Origin of the sequence: Microtetraspora sp. NBRC 13810, assembly GCF_030268685.1 — a bacterium.
In the GTDB taxonomy this organism is placed as follows: Bacteria; Actinomycetota; Actinomycetes; order Streptosporangiales; family Streptosporangiaceae; genus BSRQ01.
This window is the reverse complement of record NZ_BSRQ01000014.1, coordinates 114,333-130,888: the sequence shown is the minus strand read 5'-3', so window position 1 is coordinate 130,888 and position 16,556 is coordinate 114,333. Positions and strand designations below refer to the sequence as shown.

General features: G+C 72.1%; 19 protein-coding genes. 9 read left to right on the top strand and 10 right to left on the bottom strand.

Annotation, left to right across the window (positions count from 1 at the left end; genetic code table 11):
- Window positions 1-112: 112 nt before the first annotated feature.
- Window positions 113-673, top strand: a complete 561-nt coding sequence (locus tag QSK26_RS26265; RefSeq protein ID WP_285777991.1) for a phosphatase PAP2 family protein — start codon at window positions 113-115, stop codon at window positions 671-673.
- A 20-nt stretch (window positions 674-693) separates the two neighbouring features.
- On the opposite strand, the gene QSK26_RS26260 is transcribed toward QSK26_RS26265, so the two are convergent.
- Together QSK26_RS26260 and QSK26_RS26255 are read right to left on the bottom strand one after the other, a co-directional pair.
- Window positions 694-1,752 carry a DNA polymerase IV gene (locus tag QSK26_RS26260; RefSeq protein WP_285777919.1) on the bottom strand — a complete coding sequence of 353 codons (1,059 nt, stop codon included), beginning with the start codon at window positions 1,750-1,752 and terminating at the stop codon, window positions 694-696.
- Window positions 1,753-1,817: 65 nt separating this feature from the next.
- Window positions 1,818-2,483: a ThuA domain-containing protein gene (locus tag QSK26_RS26255; RefSeq protein WP_285777918.1), complete on the bottom strand. Its 666-nt coding sequence runs from the start codon at window positions 2,481-2,483 to the stop codon at window positions 1,818-1,820.
- A gap of 175 nt (window positions 2,484-2,658) precedes the next feature.
- On the opposite strand from QSK26_RS26255, the gene QSK26_RS26250 reads away from it, so the two are divergent.
- Entirely contained in the window at window positions 2,659-2,835 is a 177-nt protein-coding gene (locus tag QSK26_RS26250; protein WP_285777917.1) for a hypothetical protein, read from the top strand.
- Between the two features lie 164 nt (window positions 2,836-2,999).
- A complete protein-coding gene (locus QSK26_RS26245; protein ID WP_285777916.1) occupies window positions 3,000-3,284 on the top strand; it encodes a DUF427 domain-containing protein in 285 nt (94 codons plus the stop codon).
- Between the two features lie 7 nt (window positions 3,285-3,291).
- Here QSK26_RS26245 and QSK26_RS26240 read toward each other — a convergent pair whose 3' ends face one another.
- On the bottom strand, window positions 3,292-3,483 hold the full coding sequence (locus QSK26_RS26240) for a transposase (protein ID WP_285777915.1): 192 nt from the start codon (window positions 3,481-3,483) through the stop codon (window positions 3,292-3,294).
- Between the two features lie 141 nt (window positions 3,484-3,624).
- On the opposite strand from QSK26_RS26240, the gene QSK26_RS26235 reads away from it, so the two are divergent.
- The gene (locus tag QSK26_RS26235) at window positions 3,625-4,368 is read left to right on the top strand and encodes a hypothetical protein (protein WP_285777914.1); all 744 of its coding nucleotides are present in this window, start codon (window positions 3,625-3,627) and stop codon (window positions 4,366-4,368) included.
- 42 nt (window positions 4,369-4,410) lie between these two features.
- Here the strand turns inward: QSK26_RS26235 and QSK26_RS26230 are convergent, their stop codons facing one another.
- The 3 genes from QSK26_RS26230 to QSK26_RS26220 form a co-directional block, all read right to left on the bottom strand.
- Window positions 4,411-6,672, bottom strand: coding sequence for a molybdopterin-dependent oxidoreductase (locus QSK26_RS26230; protein ID WP_285777913.1), 2,262 nt, complete (start codon window positions 6,670-6,672; stop codon window positions 4,411-4,413).
- A gap of 181 nt (window positions 6,673-6,853) precedes the next feature.
- The gene (locus QSK26_RS26225; protein WP_285777912.1) at window positions 6,854-7,891 is read right to left on the bottom strand and encodes an ABC transporter substrate-binding protein; all 1,038 of its coding nucleotides are present in this window, start codon (window positions 7,889-7,891) and stop codon (window positions 6,854-6,856) included.
- Window positions 7,892-7,932: 41 nt separating this feature from the next.
- On the bottom strand, window positions 7,933-8,490 hold the full coding sequence (locus tag QSK26_RS26220) for a CGNR zinc finger domain-containing protein (protein WP_285777911.1): 558 nt from the start codon (window positions 8,488-8,490) through the stop codon (window positions 7,933-7,935).
- Between the two features lie 114 nt (window positions 8,491-8,604).
- Here QSK26_RS26220 and QSK26_RS26215 point away from each other — a divergent pair, with 114 nt between their 5' ends.
- The gene (locus QSK26_RS26215; protein WP_285777910.1) at window positions 8,605-9,312 is read left to right on the top strand and encodes an SDR family oxidoreductase; all 708 of its coding nucleotides are present in this window, start codon (window positions 8,605-8,607) and stop codon (window positions 9,310-9,312) included.
- Here QSK26_RS26215 and QSK26_RS26210 read toward each other — a convergent pair.
- The gene (locus tag QSK26_RS26210) at window positions 9,309-9,608 is read right to left on the bottom strand and encodes a hypothetical protein (RefSeq protein ID WP_285777909.1); all 300 of its coding nucleotides are present in this window, start codon (window positions 9,606-9,608) and stop codon (window positions 9,309-9,311) included. The two genes, QSK26_RS26215 and QSK26_RS26210, sit on opposite strands and share 4 nt — an antisense overlap.
- A gap of 698 nt (window positions 9,609-10,306) precedes the next feature.
- Here QSK26_RS26210 and QSK26_RS26205 point away from each other — a divergent pair.
- Entirely contained in the window at window positions 10,307-10,882 is a 576-nt protein-coding gene (locus QSK26_RS26205) for a TetR/AcrR family transcriptional regulator (RefSeq protein ID WP_285777908.1), read from the top strand.
- Between the two features lie 95 nt (window positions 10,883-10,977).
- Here QSK26_RS26205 and QSK26_RS26200 read toward each other — a convergent pair whose 3' ends face one another.
- Window positions 10,978-11,436: a hypothetical protein gene (locus tag QSK26_RS26200; protein WP_285777907.1), complete on the bottom strand. Its 459-nt coding sequence runs from the start codon at window positions 11,434-11,436 to the stop codon at window positions 10,978-10,980.
- On the bottom strand, window positions 11,376-11,708 hold the full coding sequence (locus QSK26_RS26195; RefSeq protein WP_285777906.1) for a hypothetical protein: 333 nt from the start codon (window positions 11,706-11,708) through the stop codon (window positions 11,376-11,378). The genes QSK26_RS26200 and QSK26_RS26195 overlap by 61 nt, the downstream gene beginning before the upstream one ends.
- Before the next feature lie 606 nt (window positions 11,709-12,314).
- Here QSK26_RS26195 and QSK26_RS26190 point away from each other — a divergent pair.
- The 3 genes from QSK26_RS26190 (at window position 12,315) to QSK26_RS26180 (ending at window position 16,152) form a co-directional block, all read left to right on the top strand.
- On the top strand, window positions 12,315-12,854 hold the full coding sequence (locus tag QSK26_RS26190; RefSeq protein ID WP_285777905.1) for a hypothetical protein: 540 nt from the start codon (window positions 12,315-12,317) through the stop codon (window positions 12,852-12,854).
- 184 nt (window positions 12,855-13,038) lie between these two features.
- Window positions 13,039-14,049, top strand: coding sequence for a LacI family DNA-binding transcriptional regulator (locus tag QSK26_RS26185; protein ID WP_285777904.1), 1,011 nt, complete (start codon window positions 13,039-13,041; stop codon window positions 14,047-14,049).
- Between the two features lie 228 nt (window positions 14,050-14,277).
- The gene (locus QSK26_RS26180) at window positions 14,278-16,152 is read left to right on the top strand and encodes a ricin-type beta-trefoil lectin domain protein (RefSeq protein WP_285777903.1); all 1,875 of its coding nucleotides are present in this window, start codon (window positions 14,278-14,280) and stop codon (window positions 16,150-16,152) included.
- 52 nt (window positions 16,153-16,204) lie between these two features.
- Here QSK26_RS26180 and QSK26_RS26175 read toward each other — a convergent pair.
- Window positions 16,205-16,556 (bottom strand): hypothetical protein (locus tag QSK26_RS26175; RefSeq protein ID WP_285777902.1); only part of this gene is annotated, 352 nt, incomplete at its 5' end.

Below are 16,556 nucleotides of genomic sequence, written 5' to 3'. Positions count from 1 at the left end.
CGGGACGTGCCGCGCGGGCGGCGCGGATCGGGACGAGTTGCGGTTCGGGGAGGCGGGTGGCGTGGTGGCGTCGGAGGTCGCGGGCGGGGCCGAGAACCGTTTCGCCCGGATAATGACGGAGGTGTTCGCGCCCGCGCATCTCGTGATCGGGCTGCCGCCGACCGTGGGGGCGGTGGCGTCCGGCTGGTCGGGGGTGGCGTGGGGGCTGCTCACCGCGGCGCTGTGCGGCGGGGTGCCGGCGCTGGTGATCATCGCGGGGGTGCGGTCCGGCACGTTCGGCGACCGGCACATCACCGACCGGGCGCAGCGGGCCCGGCTGATCGCGGTCACCATCCCCCTGGTACTGCTCGCCCTCTGCCTGCTCGCCGTGCTCGGCGCCCCCCGGCTGGCCGTGGTCACCGTGGCCGCCATGCTGGTCGCGCTGGCCGTGATCGGGCCGATCACGGTGGCACTGAAGTGGAAGATCTCCTTCCACGCGGCGGTCTCCGCGGGAAGCGTCGTCGTGCTCGCGCACGTGCTGCCGCCCGCCGCGGTGACGGCCGCCGGCGCGCTGCTGGTGGCGCTGATCGGCTGGGCCAGGGTCAGCCTCGGCGACCACACCGTCTCCCAGGTCCTCGCCGGTACGGCCGTGGGCACCGCGACCACCCTGATCACCCTCACCCTGGCCCTGTGACCCTCTGGCCCTCGTGACCCTCACCCCGTCGGGGCGCCGAAGAGCCGCGTCGTCGCGGGCCGGTCGGCGAACTCGGCCCGGACGCCCAGCAGCCGCACCGGGCGGCGCTCGGTGAAGCGGTCCAGCGCGGCGAGGGCGGACCGCTCGATCTCCGCCGCCTCCGTGGCCGGCGCGGGCGGGGTGTGCCCGTGGGTCCGCGTGACGAACGGCGCGTACCGCACCTTCACCACCACCCGGACGACCGGGCGGCCGTCCGCGGCGGCGTCCGCGGCGACCCGCCGCGCCAGCTCCGCCACCTCCCGCCGCACCTCGTCCCAGGCCGCCAGGTCGGCCTGGAAGGTGGTCTCCCTGCTGCGGGACCTGGCGACGTACGGCGTGCCGGTCACCGGCGAGGAGTCCCGGCCACCGGCCAGCCGGACCAGCCAGGGGCCGGTGGCCGGGCCGAAGTGCGCGGCGAGGACGTCCGGGTCGGCGGCGGCGAGCCGGGCGACGGTGTCGATGCCCAGCCCGCTCAGCCGTCTGGCGGTCTTGGCCCCGATTCCCCACAGCGCGTCGGTGGGCCGGTCGCCGAGCAGGTCGAACCAGGTGGCGGCGGTCAGGCGGAAGACGCCCGCGGGCTTGCCGAAGCCGGTGGCCAGCTTGGCCTGGAGCTTGTTCTCACCGATGCCCACCGTGCAGTCGAGGTCCGTCGCCTCGCGCACCCGGCGCCGGATCTCCGCCGCCGTCGCCTCCGGGTCGTCGGTGCGGACCGCGAGGAACGCCTCGTCCCAGCCGAGCACCTCCAGCACGGCGTCGAACTCGCTCAGCACCGCCATCACCCGCCGCGAGGCCGCCTCGTACGCCTCCCGGTCCACCGGCAGGAACACCGCCTCGGGGCATCGCCTGACGGCCGTGCGCAGCGGCAACCCGGAGTGCACGCCGTACGCGCGGGCCTCGTAGGACGCGGTGCTGACCACCCCGCGCTTGGCCGGGTCGCCGTCACCGCCGACGACGACCGGCCGGCCGCGCAGCTCGGGGCGGCGCAGCAGCTCGACCGCCGCGACGAACTGGTCCAGGTCGACGTGCAGCACCCAGCCCACATCTCATTGTCTCCCGGCCTCGGAACGAGTCGCGGCCCGGCGGCGTCACCGGGGAGCGGGGCCGCTCACCTCGCGGCCCAGACGAGGCCGCGCCCGGTGAGGGTGCGCACCGCCGGAGCCTCCAGGTCGGCCATCCGGTGGCCGATCGCGGAGAAGAACAGCTTCCCCCTGCCCCACCGGCGGGTCCACACCACGGGCATGCCGAGCGGTTCCCCGCCGTGCCCGGCGGTCTCGTCCGAGATCACCGTGCTGGCCAGCACCGTGCTGAGCCCGTCGGTGAGCATCCAGTACTGCTCGGAGTGCACGTCGAAGTCCGCGATACCCGCCATGATCGGGTGATCGGCGTGCTCGCGCTCGACGGTGACCCGGTAGTCCAGGAACTCGTCCGGGTGGAACAGGAACAGGCCGCCCACCATGCGCAGATAGTCCTTGCTGTCGGTGAACGTGCCCACGATCCCGCCGTGCCATCCGGCGAAGCCGGTCCCGGCGTGCACCGCGGCCACCAGGCCGGCGCTCTGCTCCGGGGTGAGCCGTCCCATCGACCAGCACTGCACGATCAGGTCGGTGCCGGCGAGCAGCTCGTGGTCCCGGTAGACGTCGAGATCCTCGGAGACCGTCACGTCGAACCCGGAGTCCACGAGATGCGGAATGAACAACTCGGTGGCCGGCACCGGCACGTGCCCCTCCCAGCCACCCCGGACGACGAGCGCCCGACGCGCCGCGCCGCTCATCGAGTGCCCGCCGGGCCCGCGTCCACTCCGGCGCCGTGGCGACGCAGGTCGCGTGTCGTCTGCCGCACCGCACGTTTCACACTGTGGATTCTGCCAGAGCACGCAATCTCGGCAGAGATCGGTCGAGGCTTCCCGGAGCCCTGCCGGCTCCTTCGGTCGCGGGGAGACACGGCCCGTGCTTCCATGGGTCCTGCCCCTTCACAACGGCCTTCCCGGGATCGTGTCCTGGCGCGAGGACGGCGCTCCGCTCTCGCTCATGGCGTTCACCGTCGCCGGCGGCCGGATCGCCGCCATCACGATCGAGACCGACCCGGCCAAGCTCTCGTCGATGGACCTGCCGGCTCCGCGGTGACGTGTCCATCCGTACGGCGAGGCGGCCCGCCGTACGGGTGAAGGGCGTCCTGAAGGCCGGCGAGCACCGCGAACGGGTCGGCGGCGCCGTCGTTCCCGGCGCCGGATCGCCTGGCCGCGCTAAGCTCGAAGCGGATCGAAGCGACGACGGAAGGGACCACCGCCATGGCCAAGGCGACGTGGAACGGCAAGGTCATCGCCGAGAGCGACGACACGGTTGTCGTGGAGGGCAACCACTACTTCCCGAAGGAGTCGGTGGACGCGTCCGTGCTGCGCGACTCCGGCACCAACACCGTGTGCCCGTGGAAGGGCACGGCGTCCTACTACACCCTTGAGGTGGACGGCCTGACCAACCCGGACGCCGCCTGGTACTACCCCGAGCCGAAGGACGCGGCCAAGGAGATCACCGACCGGATCGCGTTCTGGAAGGGCGTCACCGTCACCGGGTGACGACCGCTCAACGCGCCGGGAGCTCGATCACCTCGACGAGGTCCGCCAGGTCGACCAGCTCCGCGATCTCCGCCACCGTACGGCAGTAGCCGACCAGCGCCTTGCGCGTGCCGATCCGTCGCGAGACGCGTGCCACCCGCCGCCGGTCGAGAACGACGATCTCGACCTCGTACCCGTTCGCCCCTGCCCAGACTGCCATCTGGGCAGACTAAGAAATCGCAGGTCAAAGCACCGCAAAGGCACACAGAAATACTGGTAGACCGGCGGCGGATCCGGCGAAGGTCACGAAGAACGCTTTCGATGCATGATGGGAGAAGGCCGACCCCCCAGGAGCGCCTTCATGGATCGAACGAGCTTCACCTGGTCCTGCTCACTCGTCCCCTTCGGATTCGGCGCCTCCGTCCTGCTCATCGTGCTGCTCGAATGGCTCGCGCCGGGCGTCATCCCCTTCGAGCTCACCACGTTCTGGGTCGTCCCGCCGGACCTGTGGGCCGCCTTCACCGGCGCGCTGCTCCTCGCCTGGCCGGTCCTGGCCGCCGGGGTGCTGCTCACGCTGATCTTCCTCCCGCGCATCCGCCCCGTGCAGCGCCAGCTGGCCTGGTACGGCACGGACGAGGGACGCGTGGTGAGGCTCGGCCCGATGACCGCCGTGATCAGGAGCGCGCTGGAGGAGATCACCTTCCGCTGGCTGCTCTTCTACGCGGGCATCGCCGGCGCGCTGGGACTCGACTTCCTCCTCCTCGGCTTCGCCGACCTGCACCCCGTCCGCTGGTTCTTCACCGAGATCATGATCCCGGTGGCCGACTTCGCCACCGCCGGCCACCTGCACGCCATCCTGACCGACCACCCGTGGACGGTCGCCGCCGCCCTGCTGTCCACCAACGGCAAGTTCCGCGACGGCCACGCCTACCAGGGACTACCGGGCTGGATCTGGTCCTGGTACTTCGGCATGTTCCTCTTCCTCATCATGTTCCAGCACGGCCTGATCCTGGCCATCGCCGTCCACATCGCCTACAACCTCACCATCCTCGCCCTCCACCTCACCATCGTCGGCACCGTCCCCCGCCTGGTCCTCCCCTACTGACGGACGGGCTCGGGGCCGCCGTCGGGCTCCGCGGGGGGCCGGTCAGGTGGGGAGGAGGTCGAGGCGGGCCGGGACGTACTTGTGCCAGGGGGTGCCCGCCCAGGCGTCGCGGTCGGTGTCGGAGGTGAGTTCGTTGGGGGCCGTGCCGACGACGGCCGGGGTGCCGTCGGGGCCGGGGACGGTGAGGCCGAGGCCGTTCGGGAGGGCCAGGTGGCCGGGGCGCATCCGGTCGGTGGGTTCGACGGTGACCTCGGCGCTGCCGCGGCGGGTGGTCACCCGGACGACGTCACCGGCGTGCACGCCGAGCCGGGAGGCGTCCGCCGTGCTCATCCGGAGGGCGCCACCGGGGTCGCGGCGGCGCCAGTCCGGATCGCGGATGATCGTGTTGGCGGTGAAGGCGCGGCGCTCGCCGGCGGACAGGACGTAGGGCCACTCCGGGTCCGGGCCGGGCACCGGGCGGCCGGCGACGGCGGCGACCTCGGCGAGCAGTTCGGGGACGTCGAGCTGGACCCTGCGCCCCTTGAGTCTGGCCCAGGTCGCGTCCTCGCCGTCGTCGGTGATGACCACGCCGTGCGGGCCGGACAGGATCGCGTCGAAGAGTCGTTCACCCGCTTCGAGCCCTTCGCCGTGACCGGCCCGCCGTACGCCCTCGGGGTTGAGGCGGGCGCACTGGTGGGCGGCGGCCCACAGGACGGCCGCGGCGGCTGCGCCGCCGGGGAGAGTCGGGCCGAGGGTGCGGTAGAGCAGGACGGGCGCGAGCCGGGGGTCGGCGCCGGCGCTCAGGAACGCCTCGGCGAACGCGGCCCGGCCGCGCGCCGCGGCCTCCCTGAGCGGGGCGTAGTCGGCCTCGCCCAGCGCCCCGGCGGCCTCCACCAGCCGGGCGTGGATCTCCGGCTCGGGCAGCACGCCGTCGGGCGGTTCGAGTACCGGGTGGCGCAGGTGGAAGACGTTGCGCGGGAACTCGAAGTTGAAGAACGTCGCCTCGTACTTCTCGAACTGCGTGGCCGCCGGGAGCACGTAGTCGGCCAGCCGGGCGGTCTCGGTCATCGCCACGTCGATCACCACGACCAGGTCGAGCGCCCGCAGCGCCTCCCGCATCCGGGCGGAGTCGGCCAGCGAGTGCGCCGGGTTCGCGCTTTCCACGATCATCGCCCGGTAGCGGGCGGGGTGGTCGGTGAGGATCTCTTCCGCGATGACGTTGCTGGGCACGAGGCCGCTGATGATCGGCGCTCCGGCCACGGGGCTGCGCGGGCCCTCACCCGCGGGGTGCCCGCGGTCCCTGCCGATGGGCGCCAGGCTGGAGAAGACGTACTGCCCGCCACGCCTGCCGAGGTTCCCCGTCAGCAGCCAGACGAGCTTCTCGACATAGCTGACCAGCGTCGAGTCCCGGTTCATCTGCACGCCGAGGTCTTCGAGGACGGCGACGGAGGCGGCCCCGGCGATCCTGCGCGCGGCGGCGCGGACCTGTTCCTCGGGCACCCCGGACACCTCGCAGTAGCGGCCGATCGGCACCTCGCCGAGCACCTTCCGCACCGCGTCCACCCCGTCGGCGTGCTCGGCGAGCCATTCGGCGTCGGTCAGGTCCTCCTGGACGAGGACGGCGGCCAGCGCGGAGAGCAGGTAGATGTCGGTGCCGGGACGCACCTGGAGGTGGAAGTCGGCGAGCTCGGCGGTCTCCGTGCGGACCGGATCGATCACGATCATGGATCGGCCGGGGTCCTTGCCGATCTCCTTCAGCACCGAACGCGCCCGCGGGAAACCGTGCGACTGGTAGGGATTCTTCCCGACGAACACCGCGACCTCGCAGTGCTCGACATCCGCACGGTTGTACGCGCCCAGCATGCGGGCGTTCACCCAGAACTCGCCGGTCTTCTCCTGGGCCAGCGCGCTGGACCGGTAGCGGGCCCCGAAGGCCGCGAGCGTCGAGGGCGCGTAGGCCCCGCCCAGGTGGTTGCCCTGGCCGCCGCCGCCGTAGTAGAAGATCGTCTCGCCGCCGTAGGCCCGCTCGACCCGGCGCAGCCCGTCGGCCACCTCGCGGATCGCGGTGTCCCAGTCGATCTCCTCGAACGTCCCGTCGGGCCGGCGGCGCAGCGGGCGGGTGATCCGGCCGGACCTGCCGTTCTGGTAGTGGTCGAGCCGCAGGGCCTTGTTGCAGGTGTACCCCTGGGACGAGGGGTGCAGGCGGTCACCGCGCACCCGGTCGAAGGTCCGTCCGCTGACCCGGATCTCCACCCCGCAGTTGCACTCGCACAGGATGCAGGCGCTCGCCCGCCACTCTTCCGCCCGCCGCTCAGACCGCTCCATCCGGATCTCCGTCCCTCTCCGGCCACGGACCCGCCACAGAACGCCGATCAGCCCCCTGAGCAGGTCAGTTCACTAGGGAAACTATAGGCAAGGGGTGGCGAACCGGGAATACCCTCTCCCGGCATGACCTCCACCGAAACGCCCGCCGGCGTCGATCTCCACCTCGTCGCGCGCCATGCCCTCAGCTCTCCGGACGGCGACGCCCCCGGACGGCCACCGGGCCGTCCGCTCCCCACCGGACCAGCACGGCCCGATGGCCGAGCTGCGTCCCGGTGTCGGGGGCGATCTTGAAAGCGCCGAACAGGGTGGTCGTCTCCAGCTCCACCGCCGCCTGCCACAGGGCGTCGCGCGTCACCGCGCCCGCCAGCCGTACGCAATGGGTGGCGATGACGGCCGTCGCGGCCGCCTGGACGGCCGGATAGTCGGGAAGCGTCCCGGTGCGCGACCGGTAGCCGGCGAGGAAATCGGGTTCGGTGATGCCCAGCTCGGGCTCGCTCCCGCTGCCGGGGGACCACTGTCCGACGCCGTAGACGCCGTGCGGCTCGTCGACCGCCTCGCCGAACCCGCGCACGCCCGCCGCCACCGAGCACACCGCCCCCGGAGGCATCGGCAGGGCCCTGGCCCGCCTGACCGTCTCGACGTCTTCTTCGAACGAGCCAGCGCACAGGAGCGCCCACCCCGCCTCGGCCGGCAGCGGGGCGCCTGGGCCGAGGCGGACCACATGGAGGCCGAGCCGGTGGGCGGTCAGCTCGGCGCCTGCCGCGACCTGCCGGCCGAAGCCGCCCCTGCCGTGCACGACGCACAGATGGCGTAGCGTCCCCTCGCCGGCCAGCAGGCGTACGAAGGGCTCCGCGTATCGGCCTGCCGGTGTGAGCACCGAGACGACATGGCCGGGATGTGCCGCCTCGACGTCGTCACCCGATCCGCCGTGGTTCCAGATCAGCAGGTCGAGGTCGGCGGCGACGTCCCCCGCATGGCGTGCCAGCCGGGTGGAGTAGGGGCCGAGCAGCACGTCGCACCGCTTCGCGAGTGCCCGGAGGGTCGCCTCCAGCGTTCTCGGGTCGCTTCGGTCGTCCTCGACGACCAGCTCGATCCCGTCGTCCCCCGACTTCCAGACCTCCAGACCGCGCAGGGCCTGGGTGCCGAAACGCGCGTGCTCGCCGGACAACGACAGGCCGGCCCCGATGCGCAGCCGGGCGGCGCCGGGTGGGGTGGTCATCTCGTCGGCGCGGCCCTTCCCCGTGGGGCTGGACCGGCCGGTCACCTGGCGGCCCGGCGGGCGCGGTAGGCCGCGACGTTGCTGCGGTTGCCGCACACTTCGTAGGAGTGCCAGCGCTGGGTGCGGCTCCGGGTCGTGTCGTAGAAGGCGCCCGAGCAGAGGTCGAAGGCGCAGACGCGGACGCGCGGCCAGACGCCGGAGGTCACCAGCTCGGCGACGGCGAGCGCGATGCCGCCGACGACCGGGTCGCCCGCGACCTGGCGCAGCCGTACCTCGCCCGGGTCGGTGAAGTCGCGCCGGAGCAGCACGTCCGACGTGCGCGCGGTGAAGTCGCGCCAGCCTCGCTCGGCCCGCGCGGAGTCGGGCGCGGTGACGACGGCGGCCAGGTCGGTGCGGACGGCGCGGATCTCCTCCAGCAGCTCCGCGGGGACCTCCGTCACGCCGGGCGCGAAGAACCGCGCGACGCGCACCGCGTGCCCGGGGTCGTCGAGGCGGTCGCCGAAGTGGAAGTGCGGGCGTGTGTTGAGGAGCTCGACGACGGCCTCCCCGGCTGCGGGGACGCGACCGGCCTTCTCCGGGGAACCTGGCGCTCTGCTCACCACCCCACTCTAAGGTGACATGGCCTATACCGTGAAGACCTTTACATCCGGTGCACGACGATGGTAGTCGTGTAATAGGCAATCGAAGCTAGACACTTACAGCGAGGAACGAGCATGAAGATCGAGAACTCTGTGGCCGTGGTGACCGGGGGCAACCGCGGGCTGGGGCGTCACTTCGTCACCCAGTTGATCGCGCGCGGCGCGACGGTGTACGCGGCCGCCCGCAGGCCCGAAACGGTCGACGTGCCCGGCGCCGTACCGCTGCGGCTGGACGTCACCCGGCCCGAGACGGTCGCGGAGGCCGCCCGGATCGCGGCCGGCGCCACCCTGCTGATCAACAACGCGGGCATCTCCACCCACACGTCCCTGCTCGACGGCGACCTCGATCAGATCCGGCTGGAGATGGAGACCCACTATTTCGGCACCCTCGGCGTCACGCGCGCCTTCGCACCGGTCATCGCGGCCAACGGCGGCGGCGCCATCCTCAACGTGCTGTCCGTGCTCTCCTGGTGGCACCCGCCGGTGTTCGGCGCCTACTCCACCGCGAAAGCCGCCTCCTGGGCGTTGACCAACGTCCTGCGCCAGGAGCTCGCGCCGAAGGGCATCGAGGTCGCGAGCCTGCACGTCGGCTACATGGACACCGACATGGCGGCCTCCGTCCCCGCCGAGGAGAAGCTGGACCCGGGGATCGTCGCCGCCGCCGCCCTGGACGGCATCGCCGCCGGTCAGCCCGAGATCATCGCCGACGAGATCAGCCGCCAGGCCAAGCAGAGCCTCTCCGGCCCGGTGACCCCCCCGGCCTGGGCCCTCGCCTCGGACTAGCCGGTCCCGGTGAAGTGGACGAGCCAGTCGTCAGCCGGCGCCCTGATCTCGGCGAGCAACCGTGCCCGCCTGCCGGTCAGGTCGAGGATGTCCGCCTGGCCGTCGTGGAAGCCGACGAGATGGTCCTCGTTGAACCAGCCCCACAACACGCCCCCTCCGGGCAGCGGGACGCGCGCCCGGTGCTCACCGGTGGCCGCGTCCAGCACGCAGGCGGCAGCCGGGGGGTCCGCGCAGAGCGCGGCGAGCAACCGCCCGGACGGGGAGAACCACGGGCCGCCGCCGTCCGCGGCGCGCACGCCTGGGTAGGTGCGCAGGACGGCGCCGCCCAGGGAGTACGTGCGGATCCCGGTCTCGCCGGACCGACCTCCACGGTGAACCTCTCGCCGCCGTCCCGGGCCACGAAGGTGACCGTCCCGGCGTTGAGCAGGGCCACCCAGGCGCCGTCCGGTGACGCGGCCAGTTCCTCGGCCTTCTCCGGGATCGGCCGGAACCCTCCGCCGCCGGGGGTGCGCAGGTAGGCCGGGGGTGCGCAGGTAGACGGTGTCGCCGCCACGGTAGGCGACGAGCCTGGTGGGGTCGGCTGGATGCTCGCCGAGGGTCATCCCGACACCGGGCGCCCGGACATCCGCCGCGGGCCGGGGGCGGCGGGGACGGCGTGGGGGCCGCGGCCAGCGTCGTGACGGAACGCGCCGCCGCGGGCGCGGAGGCGAACGACCGGGTCTCCAGCGCGTACACCGCCCCCGCCGAAGCAACCGCGATCACCACCCCGGCCACCCCGGCCACCACCGGCACCCGCCACCCCCGCCTCCCGCCCCGCCTCCCGCCCCGCCTCCCGCCCCGCCTCCCGCCCCGCCTTCCGCCCTGCCTTCCAACGTGTCCACCGCCCTGCGCCCCGCCCTGCCCTCCGCCCTGCGCCGCGACCTGCGCCCCGACCCTCTGCGATTACGGTTCCCTTACTTGACCGAACATTCCAACATCTTTAGAGTGATCCCCCGTGGCCAGGACCAAGGACTTCGATCCCGACGCCGTCCTCCAGCGGGCGCTCGACCTGTTCTGGGAGCGCGGTTACGAGGCCACCTCGATGGCCGACCTCGTGGCACACCTGGGCATCGGCAGGGCCAGCCTGTACGCGACCTTCGGCGGCAAGCACGAGTTGTACATGCGGGCGCTGGAGCACTACACCCGGCGGCGCAGCCCCGATCCGATCGAGATGCTGTCCCAGCCCGGCCCCGCGCTGCCCGCCGTACGCGCCCTCGTCGAGCTCTACACCGAGGAGTCCATCCACGACCGGCGCGGCTGCCTGATCGTCAACGCGGCGGGTGAGCTGCTGCCCGGGGACGAGAAGGTCGGCCGGTTCATCGACGCCAACTGGGCGTCGCTGGAGACCGCGCTCGCCTCCGCGCTCATCAGGGCGCGGGCCCAGGGCGAGCTGGCCGAGACGTCCGACCCCCGGGCGCTGGCCCGCTTCACCCTCGTCTTCCTCCAGGGGCTGCGGCTGATGGCCAAGGGCCACCCCTCCCCCGGCCGGCTGCGCGACGCCGCCGCCCAGGCCCTCACCCTGCTCCGCTGACCGCTTACTGGAATGGACGGTCGGTTATAGGTTCGCCGGCGGATCGAACCCCCGCCGGGTGTGGCCGGCACGCGGGTGCCGGCCACGCGAAGGCGTCAGCGGCGCCAGAGGACGGCGGAGGGGGTGGCGGCGTCGAGGGCGACGTCGCCGTTCCAGCTCAGGAACGACTCCTGGGGCAGGTAGTCCTGGCCGAGGAAGAAGGCGCGCTGGATGCCGGTGACGCGCACGGCGGCGCCGGTGTCGGTGCCGACGACGATCCGGTGCGCGGTCACCTCGGCGATGTCGTCGGCCGTGGTGCCGGCCGGCAGCTCGACCGTGGTGGCGGCGGGGTCGTCACGCTGGAGTGACCAGGTCGGGTCGGTGTGGTGGGACAGATAGACGGTGTCGCCGTTCACGAGCCGCACGCCGAGTGCGACGCCGGCCCAGGACGAGCCGCTGTTCGGCGCCTGGGTGGTCTTCTCCAGGACCGCGTAGAGGTAGTTGCGCTGGTCGCTCACCTCGGGAGTGGCCGGGGTGCCGTCCGAGGCGGCCTCGATCTTGCCCTCGCGGAGCATCTCCGGTTGTCGACGGAGATGGACACGACCGCCGACTCGGCGCCCGCGACCGCCCAGTCCGTGCCCGGGGCGGACGCGGTCAGGTCGATGACCGCCTCGCCGGTCTTCCGCACCACGATCGGCACCGGCACGTCCGGGTGGTGGCGCCGGACCTCGATCTGCCGCTTGACGAGGGTGTCGCCCGGCTTGGTGTGTGCCAGGACCGGCGCCGCCAGGCCGGCCACGGCCAGGGCGACCGCGACCGGCACGGTCAGCAATCGGACAATGCGCATTAAGGTTCCTTCCCTTGCAGAGACGGCGCCACAGGTGGACGAACGCCCACGGAACGCGCACCTGCCGGCAAACCGATCACCCGCTACGTCTAGTGATCGAGACTTGCCGTCCGACCAATGCCGGGGAACCACGCGTTGAAGAGCGAGCCAATCCGTCTCACCGCACCCGTGCCGGCGGCGATCACGTACAGCCGTCCGGCAGCATGTCCGCCCGTCCTGACTCCCGTACGCGCGAGACGACGGGCTCGCCCGGGGACGCTCGCGCCGCACGAGAGGCCGCACCTGCTCGGCCGTCTGGGCGCGCGGACCACCAGGCAAGGGTCAGCGGACCCCTCTCACACGCCGTCGCATTCTCGAATTCGGGTAAATCCTTCGCCGGAACTCGGACTCGAAATGGCTTTTCCCGGCGCGTATATGCCGGAAAGTCGGACGAGGCCGTCGCGTAAATGCTGGGCGATCCCGGACCCGGGCTTGGCCTTGGGGGCGCGATCTCCCGGATTGATCTCGACTAGCGTCGCTGGGCGTAGACGTCGAATCAAGATATTCCCGGGAAACCGATTCGGCGCTCCGTAAAGTCCAGGAATCCCAGATACGGAGTGATCTCGCATGCTGAAAAGCGCTCTCGTAGCCGCCTCGCTGGCGGCGTTCGGTCTCGTGCCCATGGCGACGTCGGCCCAGGCCGCCGACGACCAGAAGATCGCCTCCGCCGCGGAAACGCATCCCTGCCACCCGTCCAACGGACCCTTCAACCCGCTGTGCGACCGCGGCCCGCAGCATCCCAGCGCCTGGCCGCAGAGCCGGCCCGGCGGATGGGAGCCGGAACGGCCCAGCGCGTGGCAACAGGGACTGCCCGGCGCCTGGCAGCAGGGACAGCCCGGCGGGTGGCAGCAGGGACGGCCCGGTACGTCGCAGCAGGTACAGCCCAGCGCGTGGCAGCACGGACGCCCTGGCGCCTCGCAGCAGGGACGGCCCGGCGCGTGGCAGCACGGACGGCCCGGCGCCGGGCAGCAGGGACGGCCCGGGCACGGTTCCTGGAGCCACGGCCGCCCCTCCGTTCTCGGCGGCTGGGAGCGCAGCCCCCATCACCACCATCACCCGCGCGGCCACCACGGCCGCCACGGTCACCACGGCCACGGTTTCAGATAAGCACTGACCGCGCCCCGGAGCGCTGGACCGCGATTCCCTCTCCGCGTGGTTCATCGCGGCGAATTCGCCGGATGGGCGCGGCCCGGACAAGCCGGTCGGCTCGTGCCGACCGGCTTTCGCCGTGACTGGTTATGCTGACGGCACGGACACGGCTACCAGGGGGCGGGAATTGGCTAGGCCCGGGATGCGCGCGACCGTGCGCGACATCGCGGCGGAGACGGGCCTGTCGATCGCCACCGTCTCCCGGGTCCTTAACGGGCAGGCCAACGTCGCCCCGCACACCCGGGAGCTGGTGTTGCAGGCCGTCGGCCGGCTGGGCGACCAGGCGCCCCGCCCGCGCGCCGCCCCGGAGCCGGTGACCGCCGGCGCGATCTACGTGCGCTGCCCCTACCTGCTGACCGACTACTTCGGCCTCATCGTCTCCTCGGTCGGCGAGACCATCGAGCTGCACGGCCGCCAGATGATCCTGAGCACCGGCGAGGCCGCCCAGCGCGCCCCCGCCCTCCCCGGCCTGCCCGGCCGTTCCGACGTGGCGGGCGCGATCCTGGTCCTGCCCCCGGAGCCGGGCGACGAGCTGGTACGGCTGCGCGACCGGCGGTTCCCCTTCGTGGTGATCGATCCCCGGACGCCGCCGCCCAGGGACATCGTGGCGGTGTCCGCCGCGCACTTCGCGGGCGCGCGCAAGGTGATGGCGCACGTGGCCGGGCTCGGCCACCGCAGGGTCGGCGTCATCGGCGGCCCGGTGCACTGGCTGCCCAGCGAGGCCAGGCTGGCCGGCTACACCGCGTCGCTGGCCGCCGTCGGCGTCCTGCCGTCCGCCGAGCTGCTCCGGCACGTGCCGGAGCCCAACACCGAGAACGGCTACCGCGCCGCGTGCGAGCTGCTCGACCTGCCCGAGCGGCCGACGGCGCTGGTCGCGTTCAACGACAAGATGGCGGTCGGCGCGCTGTGGGCGGCGGCCGAGCGCGGGCTGCGCGTCCCCGGCGACCTGTCGGTGGCCGGGTTCGACGACATCGACCTCAGCGAGGCGACGCTGCCCAGGCTGACCACGGTCCGCCAGCCCCTCCAGGAGATGGGCCGGATGGCGGTGACGCTGCTCATGCGGCTGCTCGGCCGGCACACCCTGGAGGCGCTGCACGTCTCCCTGGAGACCCAGCTCATCGTCCGCGACTCCACCGGCCCGGTCCCGCTCTAGACCGTTTGTTTCATTTGTTACACAGCCCGCCAGGCGACCGAGCCGGGCGCTGGCGTGCATGAATATGGGCCTTGACAGGCAATTCCACTTATGTTGTCCTTTGCGCAGTAAACATGTTTCATAGTTGTTTCAAAGGTTACGGCGACTTTCCACGGTGACTCGCGTGACCTGCGATCGAGGAGCCCGGACGTCGCGCGCGCCTGACCACACCCCCCGAAAGGACCCCCCGTGTTCCGACCCCCGCGCAGGGCCCTCACGCTCGCCCTCGCCTGCGTCGCCGCCTTATGGGTGGCGGGCCCGGTCGCCGCCACGCCCGCCCTCGCCGCCAACGAGCCGGTCAGCATCTGGCTCACCACCACGTCCGACGCGGGCGGCCGGACCGTCACCCGAGGTCTCCAGCCGCAGACCCCCATCGCCTTCGGCCCCGCCGGCGGCGGCGCGAACCACACCATCACCGTCAACGAGGGCACCACCTACCAGCAGTTCGAAGGCGGCGGCGCGTCGATCACCGACACCACCGCCTACCTGCTGCGCGGCGGCCCGGTCAGCGCGGCCACCCGGGACACCGTGATGCGCAGGCTGTTCCACCCCACCGACGGCATCGGCCTGTCGTTCGTGCGCAACCCGATCGGCGCCTCCGACCTCTCCCGGCCGGGCAACGTCTCCCTCGACGACACCTGCTGCGACCTCAACGACTTCGGCGCCAACGGGTACGACACCAACGTGCGCCTGCTCACCCAGCAGGCCAGGTCGCTCAACCCGGCGCTGCGGGTCAAGGGCGTGCCGTGGAGCGCCCCCGGCTGGATGAAGGACAACGGCCGGATGGACCAGATGGGCTGGCTGAAGTGGGAGCACTACCCGACCTACGCCCAGTACCTGGTGAAGTACGTCCAGAGTTACCAGGCCGCCGGGATCCCGGTGAACTACATCTCGGTGCAGAACGAGCCCAACTGCTGCCAGGCGGGCAACCCGACCGCGATGAACTACCCGGGCATGAGCTGGAACCCCTCCGGGCTGGTCGAGTTCACCAAGAACCACGTGTATCCGGCGTTCCGGGCGGCGGGCATCACGACCAAGGTCCTCGTGCACGACTGGAACTACGGCGACTACGCCAACTTCGGCTCCGGCGTGCTGAACGACGCCGGGGTGCGCAACGACCCGCTGTTCGGCGGCATCGCCTGGCACGGCTACTTCGGCGACCCGGCGGTGGGCACGCAGGTGCGCAACCAGTACCCGGCCGTGCGCCAGTTCAGCACCGAGCACTCCGGCGGCACGTGGGTCGGCAACCAGCACAACGAGGACCTCTCGGACATCGTCAACTACGCCCGCAACTGGAGCGGCAGCCTGGTCAAGTGGAGCCTCGCGCTCAACCAGCACATGGGCCCGCACAACGGCGGCTGCGGCACCTGCACCGGTCTGATCACCGTGCAGGAGGGCGGCTCCCGGGCCGGCCAGGTCGACTACACGATCGAGTACTACACGACCGGCCATCTGACGAAGTTCGTCAAGCCGGGGGCGTACCGGATCGACTCCACCGCGAACGGCACGATCCAGAACGTCGCCTGGCGCAACCCCGACGGTTCCAAGGCCCTGATCGCGCACAACCGCGGCACGTCGGCGCAGTCCGTCCGGGTCAACTGGGGCAACCAGTCCTTCGTCTACTCCCTGCCCGCCCGCACCACGGCCACGTTCACCTGGGGCGGCACGCAGAGCGGCAACCAGGGCGGCACGATCACCGGCCTGGCCGGCAAGTGCGTCGACGTCGCGGGGGCGAGCAGCGCGGACGGCACCCCCGTCCAGCTCCACAGCTGTAACGGCAGCGCCGCCCAGCAGTGGACCCGCCCCGGCGACGGCACGCTCCGGGCGCTCGGCAAGTGCCTGGACGTCGTCGGCAACGGCACCGCCAACGGCAGTCAGCTCCAGTTGTGGACCTGTTTCGGCGGTCCCAACCAGCAGTGGACGTACAACGCGGCGACCAGGGACCTGGTGAACCCGGCCGCGAACAAGTGCGTGGACGTCACCGGCAACACCAGCGCCGACGGCACCCGGCTCCAGTTGTGGGAGTGCACGGGCGGCGGGAACCAGAAGTGGACGGTCAACTGACCCACGGAAAAGCCCCGGACCACACGGTCCGGGGCACTCCTGGCGAGTCCGGTCAGGCGTTGGGGATCTGGTTGAGGAAACCGACGGGCACATTGCCGGAAGCGGGCTTGCCCAGAGCCACCCACTCGTCGTAACCGAGCGCCCGCTTCTTACCGGCATTCACCACGTAGATCGTGCCGTCCCGCACATCACGCATATAACTGCCATCACGCGGCACCGCACCGAACGCGTTGATCCACCCCACCGGCACATTCGCGAACCCCGGAGTCCCCAGCGCCTCATACTCCGCCGGCGTCAGACCGTACTTCGCCCCACCCACCGTCACGAAGATCGACCCATCCGCGTGATCACGCAACAGCGTCCCCGGACCAGGATCGGCACCCAACCGGCCGATGAACGCCGGC